General features: G+C 34.9%; 13 protein-coding genes and 2 tRNA genes. 3 read left to right on the top strand and 12 right to left on the bottom strand.

The window, feature by feature from the left end; genetic code table 11:
- The first annotated feature begins 31 nt into the window (after positions 1-31).
- Positions 32-1,252 carry a glycosyltransferase gene (locus tag R2782_RS08495; protein WP_371267806.1) on the top strand — a complete coding sequence of 407 codons (1,221 nt, stop codon included), beginning with the start codon at positions 32-34 and terminating at the stop codon, positions 1,250-1,252.
- A 54-nt stretch (positions 1,253-1,306) separates the two neighbouring features.
- Here R2782_RS08495 and R2782_RS08490 read toward each other — a convergent pair whose 3' ends face one another.
- The 6 genes from R2782_RS08490 to porU form a co-directional block, all read right to left on the bottom strand.
- On the bottom strand, positions 1,307-2,224 hold the full coding sequence (locus tag R2782_RS08490) for a fibronectin type III domain-containing protein (protein WP_371267805.1): 918 nt from the start codon (positions 2,222-2,224) through the stop codon (positions 1,307-1,309).
- Positions 2,225-2,378: 154 nt separating this feature from the next.
- Positions 2,379-3,995, bottom strand: coding sequence for a pyruvate dehydrogenase complex dihydrolipoamide acetyltransferase (locus R2782_RS08485; protein WP_371267804.1), 1,617 nt, complete (start codon positions 3,993-3,995; stop codon positions 2,379-2,381).
- A 5-nt stretch (positions 3,996-4,000) separates the two neighbouring features.
- Positions 4,001-4,999, bottom strand: a complete 999-nt coding sequence (pdhA, locus tag R2782_RS08480; protein ID WP_371267803.1) for a pyruvate dehydrogenase (acetyl-transferring) E1 component subunit alpha — start codon at positions 4,997-4,999, stop codon at positions 4,001-4,003.
- Between the two features lie 172 nt (positions 5,000-5,171).
- Positions 5,172-5,654, bottom strand: a complete 483-nt coding sequence (gene cdd, locus R2782_RS08475) for a cytidine deaminase (protein WP_371267802.1) — start codon at positions 5,652-5,654, stop codon at positions 5,172-5,174.
- 70 nt (positions 5,655-5,724) lie between these two features.
- Positions 5,725-6,939, bottom strand: coding sequence for a type IX secretion system outer membrane channel protein PorV (gene porV, locus R2782_RS08470; RefSeq protein WP_371267801.1), 1,215 nt, complete (start codon positions 6,937-6,939; stop codon positions 5,725-5,727).
- 39 nt (positions 6,940-6,978) lie between these two features.
- Positions 6,979-10,842 carry a type IX secretion system sortase PorU gene (gene porU / locus R2782_RS08465; RefSeq protein ID WP_371267800.1) on the bottom strand — a complete coding sequence of 1,288 codons (3,864 nt, stop codon included), beginning with the start codon at positions 10,840-10,842 and terminating at the stop codon, positions 6,979-6,981.
- Positions 10,843-11,050: 208 nt separating this feature from the next.
- Here porU and gldJ point away from each other — a divergent pair, with 208 nt between their 5' ends.
- Positions 11,051-12,766 (top strand): gliding motility lipoprotein GldJ, encoded by a 1,716-nt coding sequence (gene gldJ / locus R2782_RS08460; protein ID WP_371267799.1) that lies wholly within the window; start codon positions 11,051-11,053, stop codon positions 12,764-12,766.
- A gap of 66 nt (positions 12,767-12,832) precedes the next feature.
- The gene (murF, locus tag R2782_RS08455) at positions 12,833-14,116 is read left to right on the top strand and encodes a UDP-N-acetylmuramoyl-tripeptide--D-alanyl-D-alanine ligase (RefSeq protein WP_371267798.1); all 1,284 of its coding nucleotides are present in this window, start codon (positions 12,833-12,835) and stop codon (positions 14,114-14,116) included.
- Positions 14,117-14,137: 21 nt separating this feature from the next.
- Here the strand turns inward: murF and R2782_RS08450 are convergent.
- The 6 genes from R2782_RS08450 to R2782_RS08425 all read right to left on the bottom strand — a co-directional run bounded on the left by R2782_RS08450 (position 14,138) and on the right by R2782_RS08425 (position 17,760).
- Positions 14,138-14,212: transfer RNA gene (locus R2782_RS08450), tRNA-Val, on the bottom strand.
- Between the two features lie 44 nt (positions 14,213-14,256).
- Positions 14,257-14,331, bottom strand: a tRNA-Val gene (locus R2782_RS08445).
- Between the two features lie 70 nt (positions 14,332-14,401).
- Positions 14,402-15,622 (bottom strand): folylpolyglutamate synthase/dihydrofolate synthase family protein, encoded by a 1,221-nt coding sequence (locus R2782_RS08440; protein ID WP_371267797.1) that lies wholly within the window; start codon positions 15,620-15,622, stop codon positions 14,402-14,404.
- Positions 15,623-15,674: 52 nt separating this feature from the next.
- Entirely contained in the window at positions 15,675-16,511 is an 837-nt protein-coding gene (locus R2782_RS08435; protein WP_371267796.1) for an energy transducer TonB, read from the bottom strand.
- Positions 16,512-16,670: 159 nt separating this feature from the next.
- Positions 16,671-17,063 (bottom strand): ExbD/TolR family protein, encoded by a 393-nt coding sequence (locus R2782_RS08430; RefSeq protein WP_371267795.1) that lies wholly within the window; start codon positions 17,061-17,063, stop codon positions 16,671-16,673.
- Position 17,064: 1 nt separating this feature from the next.
- A complete protein-coding gene (locus R2782_RS08425) occupies positions 17,065-17,760 on the bottom strand; it encodes a MotA/TolQ/ExbB proton channel family protein (protein ID WP_371267794.1) in 696 nt (231 codons plus the stop codon).
- Positions 17,761-17,787 lie beyond the last annotated feature (27 nt).

Genomic DNA, 17,787 nt, shown 5'->3' with positions numbered 1-17,787 from the left:
GAATTGGCTCTTTTATTACTATTTTAGTCGGATGAACACATTGGAAAATAAACGAATTTTAATTATTGGTTTTGTATGGCCAGAGCCTAATTCTTCAGCTGCCGGAACAAGAATGATGCAGTTGATTTCTTTTTTTAAGAAAAAAGGAGTGAAAATTACGTTTGCCAGTACAGCTTCTGAAAGTCAATTTTCGAAAGAATTAATTGGTGTTGACAAAAAGAGAATAGCATTGAATTGTAGTTCATTTGATGAGTTTATATTGGAATTGAAACCAGTTTTTGTTTTATTTGATCGTTTTATGACAGAGGAACAATTTGGATGGCGAGTTGCTCAACATTGCCCTGATGCAATTAGAATGTTGGACACTGAGGATTTACATTGTTTGCGAGAAGCAAGGAGAATATCAGTTTTGAAGAACAAGCCGTTTGAGTTAATTAATGATATAGCGAAACGTGAAATTGCCAGTATTTTTCGTTGTGATGTAACGTTGATGATTTCGGAATTTGAAATGGAATTGTTGCAATCGCATTTTAGAGTCCCGCATTTTTTATTGTTTTATTTACCGATTTGGGTTGAAGATGAAATATTAAATTTACCCAATTTTGAAGAGCGAAGTGATTTTATGTTCATTGGGAATTTTCTTCATTCTCCTAATCACGATGCCGTTGTATATTTGAAAGAAGTAATTTGGCCTTTATTGTTTAAAAAATTTCCCGAGGCAAAGATGCAAGTTTATGGAGCTTATCCGACACCAAAAATAAATTCATTGCATAACCCAAAGCAGAGTTTTTTTGTTCACGGTAGAGCGGAAAGTTCTTTTGAAGTGATTTCGAAAGCGAAAGTTCTTTTGGCTCCCATTCGTTTTGGTGCGGGAATTAAGGGAAAATTGTTGGAAGCAATGCTGTATGGGATTCCGAGTGTAACTTCAACAATTGGAGCAGAGGCCATGAATGGTGAGTTTGAATGGAATGGTTTTATTAGAGATTCACCAATTGAATTTGCGGAAAAAGCAATCGAATTATATCAAAACAAACCAATTTGGTTGCAAGCTCAACAAAAAGGTCTTGAGATTTTAAAGCATCGGTTTTCGAAACATTTATTTGAAGATACATTTTGTGAAGTGTTGATTGATAAGTTGAAACAATTCAAAAAATATCGTGAGGATAATTTTATTGGTGCTATGCTGATGCATCATTTTTTACAAAGCACAAAATATATGGCGAAGTGGATTGAGGAGAAGAATAAAAGATAACGCAAAAAAAAAGCCTTTCCCGTCTCAGGAAAGGCTTTAAAACTTTTGAAGCAATTAAAAATTTATCGGTCCAGCCCATTCACTTGTACTACCATCTGAACAATTTGCTCTTACGTAAAATTGATTCCAACTACAAAACATATTGGAAAATGCAATTGATTCATTACTGGTGGTGAATTGATTTCCATTTTGCGGTAAGCCACCCTGACCTACTAAAGAAATAGTGAAACTTTGTGCATTACTATAGTCATAATTCCAGCTAAAGTTTCTGTATGCAGTTCCTTGTGTACAACTTCCTGAAATTAGCGTGGTATTTAAAAAAATAGGTTTTGGACACGGACCAATAGTGGTATAGGTGTATTTTTGAGCTTCCGATTTATCACTTTGATAACAAATAGCTCTAACATAAATGTCATAGGTTGTATTAGTTAGAATTCCTTGTATAGTTCCACTAGTAGAATTAAAAGTAAGTTTAGTACCATTTCCTACTGTAAAACCTTGTAATCCATATTCAACTTCAAAACTCTCAACACTACCTCCATTATATTCAAAATAGATTTCGATGTTTTGTGTGCTGTACCATTGGTTTAAAGTTGCACTTACTTGACCTGTACATTGACTTTGTTCAGTGGCAATATTAGCAATTTTATAAAAATTGGTTTGTCCTTGTTCACATAAGCTGGTAATATATATATCGTATAAAGTACCGGGTGTTAAGTTTTCAATAGATACACCATTTTGGGATGTTGGAAATGAAGTGCCGGTGCCTTTTGTAAAACCAGCAACACCGTATTCAATCAAATAAGAATTGACATTATTTACGGTTTGAAAGTTAATACTTATTTGAGTAGGACTTGTACTATATGATATATTGGATACTTTTCCGCATCCTTCCTCATCATTAGAAGAACAGGAATTAAATGTTATCAATAAAACTATTGATAGAAATAGGCTTAGACAAAGTGTCTTCATTTTTAAATTGTTATTTATTAGTAAAAGTTTGTAAAAATTTTGCCGCAAGATATAAATATCCCCTTAGAACTGCAACAATTTTCTCTATGCTAGATGTTATCACAAAAAAGCGAGTCCAAATTGAACTCGCTCTTATATATAGTTATAGTTAAATCTAAGCTAACATAGTAACCGGATTTTCTAAATACGTTCGAAGCGTTTGAAGAAATTGAGCACCTGTTGCACCATCTACGGTTCTATGATCACATGCTAGAGTTACTTTCATCGTATTTCCCACTACGATTTGACCATTTCTTACCACAGGCTTTTCAATGATCGCTCCCACTGATAAAATAGCAGAATTGGGTTGGTTGATAATAGATGTAAATTCAGTTATACCAAACATACCTAAATTGGATACGGTAAAGGTACTTCCTTCCATTTCGGAAGGTTGTAGTTTTTTGTTTTTAGCTCTTCCGGCTAAATCTTTTACCGCAGTACCAATTTGCGTTAAACTCATTTGGTCTGTAAATTTCAATACTGGAACTACAAGTCCATCTTCAACTGCTACAGCCACACCGATGTTTACGTGATGGTTGATAACTGTTACATCATCTTTCCATTGTGTATTTACTTGTGGGTGTTTTTTCAATGCCATTGCACAAGCTTTTACAACCATATCGTTAAACGATACTTTGGTATCCGGAACGGTATTGATAACTGCTCTGGATTTCATAGCTTCATCCATACCTACTTCAATCGTTAAGTAGTAATGAGGAGCAGTAAATTTAGATTCAGAAAGACGACGAGCGATGGTTTTACGCATTTGCGAGTTTTTCACTTCTTCTGAATAAGATTCTCCAGCCGGTACGAATGGTTGAACAACAGCTACAGGTTGAGTAACACTTTCTTGTTGTACTGCTTTTTGAGGAGTAACTGCTGATGGGGTGAAGTTTTCAACGTCACTTTTTACAATTCTACCGTTTTCACCGGAACCTTTTACTTGAGAAAGGTTTATTCCTTTTTCCTTAGCTATTTGTCTTGCTAATGGAGAAGCAAAAATTCTACCGTTAGATTCGGTTACAGTTGTCTCAGTCTTATGTTCGGATGAAGGTTTTGATTCTTCCTTTTTTGTTTCTGTTTTAGGATTTTCTCCAGCTTTAGTGAAATTTTCAGCAATACCGGTAACATCCGTTCCGGCCGGGCCGATGATAGCTAAAATACTATCTACCGGAGCAGACTGGCCTTCTTGCACACCAATGTATAATAATGTTCCGGAATTGAAAGATTCAAATTCCATCGTGGCTTTATCGGTTTCAATTTCGGCAAGAATATCGCCTTCTTTTACAGTGTCACCAATTTTTTTCAACCAAGTTGCTACTGTTCCATCAGTCATGGTATCACTTAAGCGAGGCATGGTTACTACTTTTACTCCTGCAGGAATTTCAGTAGCTACTTTCGGTTTAGTTTCATCAGCTTTTGGAGTTTCAGAAGTAACAGAAATACTTGAAGTAGCAGCACTTCCTCCGGCCAATAAACCGGAAATATCTTCACCTTCTTTACCGATGATGGCTAATAATGAATCAACGGGAGCAGATTCACCTTCTTGAATTCCGATGTGTAATAACGTTCCAGAATCAAATGATTCAAATTCCATTGTTGCTTTGTCGGTTTCAATTTCGGCTAAGATATCACCTTCTTTTACTGTATCGCCAACTTTTTTAAGCCATGTTGCTACAACTCCTTCTGTCATTGTATCACTCAAACGTGGCATAGTTATAATTTTTGCCATAGTGCTTATAGTTTATGTGGGATAAAAGGATAGTTTTCTTGTTCGTACACCACGTCATACAATTGTTGTACTTCCGGGAAGGGAGATTCTTCTGCGAATTTTTCGCATTCATCAACTAAGTCTTTCACGCGTTGATCAATTACTTCAATTTCTGCATCAGTAGCATAATTGTTTTCTTTGATAATATCTAAAACTTGTGTGATAGGGTCAATTTTTTTGTATTCTTCAACTTCTTCTTTACTTCTGTATAATTGTGCATCAGACATAGAGTGACCTCTGTATCGGTATGTTTTCATTTCTAAGAAAGTAGGTCCGTCTCCACGGCGAGCTCTTTCGATAGCTTCGTGCATGGCTTCGGCTACTTTTACTGGGTTCATTCCATCAACCGGTCCGCATGGCATTTCATAGCCTAAACCAAGCTTCCAAACATCAGTGTGGTTAGCAGTTCTTTCTACTGAAGTTCCCATGGCATACCCATTGTTTTCGCAAATAAATACAACAGGAAGTTTCCACAACATAGCCATATTGAAGGCTTCGTGAAGTGAACCTTGACGAGCAGCCCCATCTCCAAAATAGGTCAATGTAACGCCACCCGTGTTGAAATATTGATCGGCAAAAGCCATTCCGGCACCAACCGGGATTTGAGCTCCTACAATTCCGTGACCACCATAAAAACCATGTTCTTTAGAAAAGATGTGCATTGAGCCACCCATACCTTTAGATGTTCCGGTTGCTTTTCCGTAAAGTTCAGCCATTACTTTTCTAGGGTCAACGCCCATTCCAATGGGTTGAACGTGATTACGGTAGGCTGTAATCATTTTGTCTTTTGACAAATCCATTGCATGTAATGCACCAGCTAATACAGCTTCTTGGCCATTATATAAATGTAAAAACCCTCTGACTTTTTGTTGGATGTAAACGGCAGCTAATTTGTCTTCGAATTTTCTCCAAAACTGCATGTCTTCATACCATTGCAGATAAACTTCTTTGGTTATTTTCTTCATTTTTCTATTTTGAATCTTATATGATTGTTTTGTTGTTTTTACAAATAAGTTATGCACAAATTTGCGAGAAGCAAAAATAAGACATCCTAAGTAGATGTAAAAATTTAATCGGCTTAAAATATCAAAGTTTATAAAAAGTTATTTACGATAACGTTTTAGTAAGTAAATAATTTTACAGATAATTTTTGTCAAATACCAGTGGTAATAAGTTAGTCAAAGAGTCAGACTTATAAATTTCTCCAGATTCACCCATGAAGTAGATTTCAATAGGTGAATTTTGTTTAAATTCATACTCAGCGATTGATTGACGACAAGAACCACAGGGAGGAATAGGAGATAAAACAGGTTTCTCTTCTGAGGTTGCTGATATGGCCAATTTTAAAATCTTCCCATCAGGATAAATTGCTCCAGCTTGAAAAATAGCCACACGCTCTGCACAAAGTCCGGACGGGTAAGCCGCATTTTCTTGATTAGAACCCAAAATTATTTTTCCATTATCAAGTAAAATAGCTGCACCAACTTTAAATTTGGAATATGGGGCATAAGCTTTTTTTCTTATTTCGATTGCCTTTTTCATTAGGTCTTTTATTTCCTTTGGCAATTGTTCTATGTTTTCAAAAACAGTAAATTCGGTTGATATAGTAACTTTTTTCATAATGTATAGTGGAAAAAAAATCCAAATCTCTATGTAGAAATTTGGATTGTTTTTTTGTTAGTATGATGGATTAATATTCATCGTATTTATCGCCAAAATTAAAGGTTAAAGAGAAACGCAAGGTGTTTTCGAGCGGGTTTTTAACTTTAGAAGCAGAAAACAAATAAGAAACGTCTAATTTAATAACGGTATATTTAAATCCTGCTCCGAATGAAAAATATTTTCTTGCTCCTTTTGTTTCGTGTTCGTTAAAATAACCTAAACGTAGAGCAAAAGAATCCTGATAATTATATTCAGCTCCCAATGCCCATGTAAACTCTCTTAGCTCTTCGCTAAAACCATCCGGTGCATCACCAAATGATTTGAAAATTCCGGACACCCAACCTATACGTTGGTATTCATTTCTAGCATTTTGTTGTGCATTAGTGTTAATAGGGTCGCCAATATCTGTTTCATCAATAATCCCATTATCATCAACATCAATATATTTTGGAGGGATTGGGGTAGGTACTAATAATTTAGTCACTTCGGCATTTAATCCAATTTTGTTATATTCATCAAAAATAAAATCGAATCCGGCACCTAATCGCATATTAGCCGGAAGGAAGTTAGAATTTAATTCCGAAACTTCATCTTCATCATAATTAATTTTAGGACCAATATTTTGAAAATTAAATCCAGCTCTCCATCTTCCATTGAAGCTGTCATAGGCTTCTTCTTCAGATTGATAATAGCCCGCAATATCAAAGGCAAAAGAACTTGCCGGTTTGGCATCGGTTGTTCCCTCAGGGATTCTTAGTTGTGAGCGGATGTATCGAAAGGCAACTGAGGTGGAAAAACGTTCACTCAATTTCAATGCGTAGGATACATCTACAGCTAACTCATTTGGGCTTACAATTCTTGCTTCGTCATCAAAATTTTCTCTTAATTCAATGTCTCCTAAGCTGAAATAACGCAAACTTCCTCCAAAAGCACTTTTTTCACTAATACGATTGTAGTAATTTAATTGACCTAACGAAATGTCATTCACTAAATCTGTTAAATATGGGGTGTAGCTTACACCAATACCAACCTTTTCTAACGCAAAAGCATATTTTGCCGGATTCCACTGTTGCGAATAGGCATCTGGAGAAGTAGCTACTCCAATGTCTGCCATACCGGCTGCACGAGCATCGGCTGCAATCAGTAAAAAAGGTACTCCTGTGGTAATTACTCTATCTTGATTCTGAGCGAATATGTTTTGAAATGCAAAGAGACAAATTAAAAATACGGTTATTTTTTTCATTATAAAATCTGGATAATATTCAACAAATATAGTGTTTTCTTAAAGGATAACAAGTTTTTCTATTTTTTCAACTTTTTTATTGGTAAGGTTTGATTTGACAGTGAGTTTGTAAACATACACACCTTTTCCGATTTTGTCACCAAAATCATCTCTTCCGTCCCAAGTAATTTCTCTCGATAAAAAGCCTTCAGTATTAATGACTTGGTTTATGGTTTTTATAATCTTTCCGGTGATAGTAAAAACTTGTACCTGAACATCCAACGGTTCAAAGGGGCGATTATGCGAAAACCAAAATTGAGTATAATTGACAAAAGGGTTTGGGTAATTGAGTACATTGGTTAAACTGATGGTTTCTTCTCCAACGACAATAAATTGAATTTCTGCCGAAATCGGATTATTATACACATCCCAAGCTCTAAAGGTTATGGTATGTAATCCGGGAGCCAAATCTCTAAACGGAAAACGAACATTGCCTTTTGTATAATCATTCAGTTCTGTTTCATAATAATCATTTAAGATATATGGGTTGTTTTCGTCACCGTCTAATATGGCTACAATATCGTGACCAATTCCGCTTGCCGTATTTATTCCGTTTTCGTCTTCTAAAAAAGCCAAGAAAATTGGACTTGCATTTGTGATTCCACCTGAAATAAAGGATTGATCATTCATATAAAGTTTCACGCTTGGTCCAATGTTATCTTCCGGTGCGTTCTCATTTATTCCTCCTATTAAGATGGATGTGTCGTATCCTGTTTGGTCTTGCAAAGTAGGGTTTGGACTTTTTGCATAAAAACTAATTCTGCCATTTCCAACCGGTATAGAAATGTCTTTCGGAACAATAAATTCAATTTCAAACAGGCCGTTTGTAACCGATGCATTTCCCCTAAAAATTGTTTCGCCCAAGGTTTGAAAATTCATTAAAATCAAATTATTTGAACTGTCTCTCGTGTTGTCATTACCTAAAGTTGTTCGGTTGATTGATTTGTCAAAAATTTGAACAGCAATATCGCCATTGTAATTTGATAATAGTGCGTCTCCATTTTCATCTCTCACTTCACCGGACAATTTTATTTTACTTAAAGCATTAAAAACTAAAGTAGAAGATTCGGTTGGAACATCGTTAACTTTGGTCAGAACAATTTTAGGTTTAGGGATAGCTAATTTTAAGGCAGGGTCTCCAATATAGAAAACCATTAATGTTTGGCTGTTGTAAGCATTTTTTGCTCTACGTAAAGCTTCGGCAATGGTTGAATCTTCATTAGAATCAGAGCCATAGCCATAAAGAAAACTGGAAAATTCTTCATTTATCTGTTGACCCGTGGTAACACCAATTTGTCTGGTTGTTGTAATTAATGAAATCGCACCACCTGTTGGATTCCAATAAGTAAATTCTCCAGCAGTAGCTCTATATGGGTTGTCAAACCGAGTGAATTCACAAGTTACGGTTATGATAAGAGGGTATCGGTATTGGTTGTTTAAGTTTTGAGCATCTGTTTTTTCAAAAATACGTTCAGAGGCTAATTGGTCTTCGCCTCCATGGCCAAAATAATTAAAAACCAGAGAGCCATTTTGGATTGCATTCAAGAGTTCTTGCTTTAATTTGGGATAACGTTGTCCTCCTGCTGAAGCTTCTTGAACATAAGAATCCGCATGAAATTTGAGTACATTTACAAACGGTTTTTCACTATTAATAGTGTTTCCTAAATTGTCTATTCCGTTTTGAATTTGATTTTCCCAACTATCATCAACATCATCTGATACTAAAGTAAAATTGTTTCGCCATCTTCCGTAGGAATCAATGTCGTGGTATTGAATAACTTTGTCAACCATTTCTTTTGCCTGCTGTACCGAAGAAACCAGCATTCTGCCCACTGCAATATCTAAAGCTTCAAATCCTGGTAAGTTACTCTGGCTAGTCATTCTACCTTCGTGCGGGTCCATCATACCATAGAAATCATCTGTCATGGTTGAACTTAAAAGTGATTCACTATTCTGACTATGAAAAACGGGAACAATATTGGTGTTGTTTGGTATTCTGTCTTTGTAATCAAAGGAGGCATCCCCAAATAAATTGAGGTATTTTATTCTTTTAGAATCATCAGAAGCGTTGAAATAAACATATTTTACCAAATTACGGATTGCCCCAATATCTTGTTTTCCTGATGAAAATTCATGGTAAATTTTATCAAGCGTCACTACTTTAACATGTAAACCGGAGTAGTTTCTGTGAAAGTTAGCTAATCTTTCTGCTTCAGAGGCTAAATTAACAGGACTTATTATCAGATAGTCGATATCTTGAAATTGACCTTGTGCATCAGTGAAAATTGTTCCTTTTATGTTTTGATTGACTACTTTTGATTGTGATTCTCTTGAAGGGTTATAATAATCGTTTGGTTCAAGAGCAATGTATTTTCTGTTTTCTCCCAAATCAGTTCTAAAAGAAAAAGTTTGATTTCCAGTGTTTTCAAATCGGGTTACATTGTAAATATCTGTAATATCCCAAACTTGTTGAATTGATGAGGCATTTGATAATTGATATTCTCCCACACCAATTAAAGTTGCTGCCGCTTCATTTTGAAACCGAAATTGTTTACCGTAACCTATGAGGTTTCTAGTTGCACGAGCCACAATGTAATTTAAATATCCTCTCGCACTTGGTACTCCATTATTGTTGTAGTTCAATTCTATTGAGACATCTTGTGTGGCTGGAATGTTAAATTGAGCTGTTCCGGATGAAAACAATACGGAACTGAATGTTGGTATAGCTGTAAAGTTAATGTTTTGTGTCTGTCCGCCCACATTAATTGATAAACTAGAACTTGATAAAGAAACTGCAGCACTCGTTACTGTAAATTGAATAGTAGAATTCGTTAGAATGTTTGGAAAACCAAAATTAACAGAAAGGGATGTTTGAGAACTAAATTGGTCTCCAAACCAATTTCTTCCCAACCTACCAATATTTACGAGGTCTTTCTCATAAAATTGGTAGTCATCAAATGTTGTAAAAACAGTTGTGGCCGGATTAGTAGGTTGTGTAGCTTGCGTTATTCTTTTGCCAGTTCCGCCCAAAGAAGTGACATAATAATAGGATTTGTCTTCGTATAAATTAAGGTGGGTTAAGCATTCAGAGTTCCAATTATCGGTTCCCTCAGCATAGAATAAAATGTAATCTTCCGGATTAAATGTGCCGTCCTCTTCCCCCACAAATAGTATGGCGTTTTCTGCTAAATCAGACGGGTATTCAATACTATTAAGTAAAGGAATCATCCTTCCTCCATTCCCATATATTTTGATTGTTCTGGGGTCAACATTGGTATTCATGCCAAGTTGACTTAAGAAATTTCTTGAAATTTTATATATTCCAGATTTTTCAACATAAAACCGATACCATTCTCCCGTGGCTAAAACTGAATTTTGAATTGTATTGAAATTTAAGAGACTATCGTTTCTTTGTTGATAATTGTTAGCATTATTATATGTAACAACGAATGATTTTACTTTCTTGAAACCTTCATTTGTCTTGATTATAGGTGAAAACGTAATTAGAGCTTGTAGTAAACCTCTTGCTTTTCCGTTTTTTATTGTTATCGTAATATCATTTGGAATTTTGTCTAGTGCTAAATCTCCAAGCTCATTTTGCGAAATGTTTTCATAAGTTAGAGAAGTTACTTGAATTGAATTTTCGTCTACTGGAGTAGATAAATTTATTTTTTGATTGTAAAGAATTACCTTGCTAACATCGTCAAAAAAAAAGTTACTTTGCTGAAAATGAGGGATGTTTAAATGATGGTCTCCAAGGTTAAGTTTATTGTCTTTGTCCCAAGATACTTGAATGTTTACACTGTTTTGAGCAATGCTAAACAATCCATATAAAATGAAATACAGGAGTATAATCTTTTTCATAACAAGGTTTAAACGTAACGAATGCAAATTTATTACAAGATATAAATTTTCGCAACGATTTTTAATTTATACTAAACAAATTATTTTTTCGTTATAGGTTTGTATTTAAGACAATAAATTTGTTCTTTTGACAAAAATTTTAAAAAACTGTTGTAATATAAAGGTTTATTAGTATATTGCGGCTCTAAATTTATTACCTACTTAACGTATGAAAGTAAACAAAGTTATGACATTAAGATTGCTATTTGGATTGGCAGTGATGTTTCTTCTTGCAAGTTGTAGCAAGGGTTCAAGCTCAAAAAATTCATCTACGGCAACCGGTTGGAAAATCAACGATAAAAAAGGTGGTTTTCAGTACGCATCAAACTTCAAAAAGCAACAGGCTGCCCCTGGTCTTATTGCAATTGAAGGAGGGACTTTTACTATGGGAAAAGTTCAGGACGATGTAATGCATGATTGGAATAATACTCCAAATCAGCAACACGTTCAATCTTTTTTTATGGATGAAAGTGAGGTTACCAACCTTATGTATATGGAATACTTGGATTGGTTAAAGCGAATTTTTGATCCAAATAATGAGAACTATACCAATATTTATAACGGTGCTTTGCCGGACACTTTGGTATGGAGAAATCGATTAGGTTATAATGAACAGATGACAAATAACTATTTGAGACATCCTGCTTACAAGGATTATCCGGTAGTTGGTGTAAATTGGATTCAAGCTGTAGAGTTTTGTAAATGGAGAACTGATCGTGTTAATGAAGATATTTTGGAGAAAAATAAGTATCTAAAAAAAGACGCTAAATTACTTGATGCAACTGCAGAAAAATCTTTTAGCACAGAAACATATATCAATACACCGTCTCAAGCTTTTGGTGGTGATGAAGAAATTGTTTTGAAAGGTAAAGGTGGTCGTGCTAAAGCAACTACTAATAGAGAGGGTGAATCTTCTGAAGCAAAAAATGTTTATGCAACACGTTCTTCTGGTTTAATCCAGCCGGAATATAGACTACCAACGGAAGCTGAATGGGAATATGCTGCTGTTGCTAATGTTGGAAACAGAGAATACAACTTATACCAAGGTAAAAAGAAATACCCTTGGAATGGTAGCTACACACGTTCTGGAAAAAGAGTTGTAAAAGGCGACCAATTAGCCAACTTCAAACAAGGTAAAGGTGATTATGGTGGAATTGCAGGTTGGTCAGATGATGGTGCTGATATCACTCAAGTAGTTAAGTCATATCCGCCAAACGATTTTGGATTGTATGACATGGCAGGAAATGTGAACGAATGGGTTGCCGATGTTTACAGACCAAGAGTAGATGATGAAGCAAATGACTTTAACTACTATAGAGGGAATGTTTATATGAAAAACAAAATTGGTGAAGATGGTAAAGTTGAATTAATCACTTCAGAAAATATTGTTTATGATACATTAGCAAACGGAAAAATCATTGCCAGAAATCTTCCTGGTCAAATTGCACAAGTGCCTGTTGATGAGAAAGAAACGTACTTAAGACAAAATTTCGACAAAAGTGACAACAGAAATTACCGTGACGGTGATAAACAATCCATCCGTTTTTATAAATTCGGTTCAGAGGAAGAAGGAGACAATACAGTAAGTGAAAAAAACAGAATGTATGACTCGCCAAAGCATCAAGTAACTGTCGATAGTGCATCTTCTGAAATGGTAAGAAAATATGACAGATCTTCGAAAAGAACAACACTTATTGATGATAATGTAAGAGTTTACAAAGGAGGTTCTTGGAGAGACAGAGCTTATTGGTTGGATCCGGCTCAAAGAAGATTCTTCCCTCAAGATATTGCAACAGATGACATTGGTTTCCGTTGTGCAATGTCTAAGGTTGGACCAAAATCAAACAAAAAATCGGCAAGAGGAAAACCTAAATCAACTCGATAATTTTCTTTATGCAAACTATAAAAAAGCCCTTTCGTGGGGCTTTTTATTTTTAAACTATTTTTGTTTATGACTATTGCTCAAATTCATACTTGCTTTTTAGAATGTTCTTCTGTTTCCATTGATACCAGAAAAATAGAGAAAAACTCATTATTTGTTGCCCTAAAAGGAGCAAACTTTGATGCAAATGCTTTTGCTAATGAAGCATTAGCGAAAGGAGCCTCTTATGTATTAATTGATAATGATCAATACTATTTGAATGATCAAACAATTTTAGTTTCAGATTGTTTAGAAACATTGCAACAATTAGCTAGTTTTCATAGAAAATATTTAAATATACCTATTATTGCTCTCACAGGTAGTAACGGAAAAACAACAACCAAAGAGCTGTTTCAAGTTGTATTGTCACAAAAATATAGAACCAAATCAACCTTTGGTAATTTGAATAATCATATTGGTGTTCCGCTGACATTACTTTCCTTTACTAAAGAAACTGAAATTGGGATTGTGGAGATGGGTGCAAATCATCAACAGGAGATTGCATTTTTATGTAAAATTGCTCAACCTGATTATGGCTACATTACTAATTTTGGTAAAGCACATTTAGAAGGATTTGGTGGTGTAGAAGGGGTAATAAAAGGGAAGTCTGAAATGTATGATTATCTTTCTGAAAATAATAAAAAAGTAATTGTAAATCTTGATGATTCAATCCAATATTCGAAAACATTAGAGATGGATAAAATTACCTTTAGCTCATTGTACCCTAGTAGCTTTGTTTTTGTTAATGCAATTGAGGCAAATCCATTTGTGAAGATAAAGTATCATGATGTTGAAATTCAATCTAACCTAATCGGACTTTACAATGCTACCAACATCTTGGCAGCTATTACTGTTGGGATATATTTTAACGTTGATACTAATGCCATAAAACAAGGCTTGGAGAGCTACTATCCAAAAAATAATCGTTCACAAATAATTTTTAAAAACAAACACGAAATTATTCTCGATGCTTATAATGCCAATCCAAGTAGTATGGAGGTAGCAATACAAAATTTTATTCAATTGGATAGAAAGAATAAAATTGCTATTCTGGGGGATATGTTTGAATTGGGTGAAGATAGTTTTTCAGAGCATCAACAAATTGTCAATTTCCTTCAAAATAAAGTTGATTTTATTTGTTTTTTAATTGGAAAAGAATTTTATAAAGTAAAAAAAGAAAGCTCATTTTTACATTTTTTTGAAAATTTCACTGAATTTTCAGAATATGTTAAGCATTTTTCTTTTAACAATAACTTTATTTTAATCAAAGGTTCTCGGGGCATGGCCCTTGAAAGAACACTTGAATGTTTGTAAATTAAAAATGAAATAAAAAAGTGGGTCATATTGGATTCGAACCAATGACTTCCACGTTGTCGACGTGACACTCTGAACCAACTGAGTTAATGACCCCTTTAGAAATCAAAAACTCCCTAAGCTATTAGGGAGTTTTTTTGTGGGCGATGAGGGGTTCGAACCCCCGACCCCCTCGGTGTAAACGAGGTGCTCTGAACCAGCTGAGCTAATCGCCCGATTAGTGCTTGATTGCGAGTGCAAATATAGAACAGTTTTTGGTATCTGCAAATAAAAAAACAAAAAAAATTATAAAATTTCTGCCACTACAAAAGTACTACCCCCGATGTAAATTAAGTCTTTTGGCTTGGCCATTTCCTTTGCTTTTTGATAAGCCTCTGAAACAGAATTATATATTTTTCCATTTAATCCAAATTCTTTTGCTTTTTGTTTAAGAATTTCAGGATTTAAACCGCGTAAATTTTTAGGGCTACAGAAATAATACAATGCATTTTTCGGGAATAAAGATAAAATTTCAGCTAAATCTTTATCGTTTACAACTCCTAGAACAATATGAAGTTTTTCAAATTTTTGTTTTTTCAGTTGTTTGAGTACAATTGATAGTCCGTGTTTGTTATGAGCCGTATCACAAATTATTTTCGGCTTTTCTCCCATTTGATGCCATCTTCCTGTTAAGCCTGTGTTTTTTATTACGTTTAAAAATCCTTTTTTAGTGTTTTCTTCAGAAATAGTAAATTCTTTTTGTTGTTGAAGAACGCAAATAATTTGCATCACTGTTTTTCTATTCTGAATTTGATAATCACCTAATAATTCGGTGGGATATGTATCGTTAATTAATTCAGAGGCAAAATATATTTGTGAATTAGTTTCGGATGCTTTTTTTAGGAAAACGGGTTTAGTTTCAGTAGTAAATTCACCTATCACTACCGGAATATTGGGTTTGATAATGCCTGCTTTTTCAAAGGCGATAGCTTCCAATGTATTTCCCAGAAATTGAGTGTGGTCTAATCCAATGTTCGTAATGACAGAAATTAAGGGTGTGATGATGTTGGTGGAATCCAATCGTCCGCCCATGCCAACTTCAATGATTGCGATATCTACTTTTTCTTTCACAAAGTAATCAAACGCTAAACCAACGGTCATCTCAAAGAAACTTAATTGATGATTTTCAAAGAATGATTTGTGTTTTGAAACAAAATCGATAACAAAATCTTCTGAAATCTCTTTTCCATTAATTTTAATACGTTCTCGGTAATCTTTTAAATGGGGTGAAGTATATAAACCCACTTTATAACCTGCTTCTTGTAATACGGAAGCGAGTAGGGAAGAAGTTGAACCTTTTCCATTGGTTCCTGCAACATGAATGGTTTTTAATTTTTTCTCCGGATTGTTAAGGTAATTCGACAACAAAATTGTATTGTCAAGGTTCGGCTTGTAGGCCGATGTTCCTAAGTTTTGATACATTGGTAGCTGATTGAACAACCAGTTGACAGTTTCTTGATAATTCATGAGTAAAAATAAACCCCACAATTGTGAGGTTTTTAACAATAAAAATTATTTTTTATTCTCCATTACTAAAATTAAAAACTATAAATCCAATTTGAGTATCAGGGGCATTCTCATCATTATTCCATTTGTATTTGTAGGCCGATTTTATGGCAGCTTCTTTAAGGCAAGTACTAGTAGTATTTGATCCGCTTGGACTATATTTTGCGTTGGTCACCCCTCCGTTTTTGTTAACTTTTACTTCTACTACAATTGTTCCCTCGTCATTGCAATCCGCTTTGACGGCTCCCGGACTGGAAAGTCGTCTACCGTTTAATCCCCAAGATCCGTTGCCGGTTCCTGTTCCTTTACCGCTGCCGTAGTAACTGTTGGAATAAATGCTTCCATCAATTTTTCCTTGATTACCCGGCGAAGTGGAAGTGCCATCTCCTCCAGTAGTTTTTCCTTCTGATTTTTTTACGCCACCAATTAAGGCATCCAGTTTAGCTTTCTTCTCTGCTTCTTCTTGCTTTTTTTTCTGTTCAGCCGCCTTTGCCACTGCTTCAGCTTTTGCTTTAGCATCTGCAATCTCTTTTTGTTTTTTTAAGGCAATTGCCGCTTCATTATCAGCCGTGATTACGTTTTCTGATGCTTTGCTAGGTGATGTAGGTTCTGAGGTTGCTTCTTCAGTTGGTTGTTCGGGTGTTTCATTGGGTTCAGATTTCACAAGTTCTGTTGTATTGGTTTCTCCTGAACCGGCATCTGTGTTTCCAAAATTAATGGCTATTCCGTTTTCAGGTGGTGGATCCATGTAGGATAATCCGAGAAAAATAACTAATAAAAGCAACACTGCCATTATCGCTGTGGAAATAGCAAATGATTTTTTTTCGTATTCGGTTTCTAAATATTTCATGGTCTCTCTTTTTAGCCCTGATGGTAGTGGATAGCTTTTTTTGAAAGAAACGCTATTTTTTATTGCTGTTTCAAAGCGACTATAGAAGCTCTTGAAACGGCTTATAAAAAAAGGGTTTATTCAAAAAAACTAAGAACGGACAGCAGGATTTGCTTCTTATTATTTTGGACGGACCGCTAGTACCACTTTAATTTGGTTGCGGTTGGCGATGTCTAGCACATTGACTGCTTTTTCAATTGGAACACCTTCTTCTGCTCTTAGAATAATAGCTTTTTCATCTTTATTAGGAAACAAGGCTATTAATTTTGCTTCTAAATCAGTCTCTAGCACCTTTTCTTTGTCAATAAAAAATTCTAAATCTTTATTGATACTCACCGAAATATTTTTGTTACTGTCTGTTTTTCCTTTTGCTTTAGGTAGCACTAAATCCAATGCATTAGTGGTTACCATGGTGGAAGTTAACATGAAGAAAATCAACAACAAAAAAACAATATCTGTCATAGATGACATATTGAATTCTGGTGATACTTTATTTCTACCTCTGATATTCATATTATGACGGTTCGTTTAAAAGATCAAGGAAATCAGTTGCATTGGCTTCCATTTGGTGAACAACTTTGTCGGTTTTTACAACCAAGTGATTGTATCCGATGAAAGCTACAATACCCACTATTAACCCTGCAACTGTTGTTGTCATTGCTGTATAGATACCTTCTGCTAAAGCACCCACTTCAATTTGTCCGCCGCCACTTGCCATTTTGTGAAAGGCAAGAATCATACCAATTACAGTACCAAGAAAACCAATCATAGGGCCTGCACCAGAGATAGTTGCGAGCATACTAACATTTTTTTCCAATTTATAAATTTCTAATTTTCCGGCATTCTCAATAGCAGTATTAATATCTTCAAGAGGTTTACCAATTCTAGAAATACCTTTTTCAGTCAATCGGGCAACCGGAGAATTGGTTTGGGCACACAGCATTTTGGCAGCATCAATTTTACCGTTTAGGATATTCATTTTGATGTTGTTCATAAAATTAGTATCAATTTTAGAAGCTGAATTAATTGCCATTAGTCTTTCAAAATAGAGGTACAAAGCGAAAAATAATAATAACGCAAGGGTAATCATGATGAGTTGACCACCGATTCCGCCACTGGTAATTAAATCCCAAATGGATAATGTTTTTTCTACGGGTTGGTCTTCTAATAAAGCATTTTGTACTGTTGTTAAACTATCTGCTGGTTGCATATTAATTTTGTTTTTTGATTGGTTAAA

The organism is Flavobacterium sp. (genome assembly GCF_041392085.1).
GTDB lineage: Bacteria > Bacteroidota > Bacteroidia > Flavobacteriales > Flavobacteriaceae > Flavobacterium.
The sequence above is the reverse complement of the archived record's forward strand: the minus strand, read 5'-3'. Positions and strand labels throughout refer to the sequence as shown.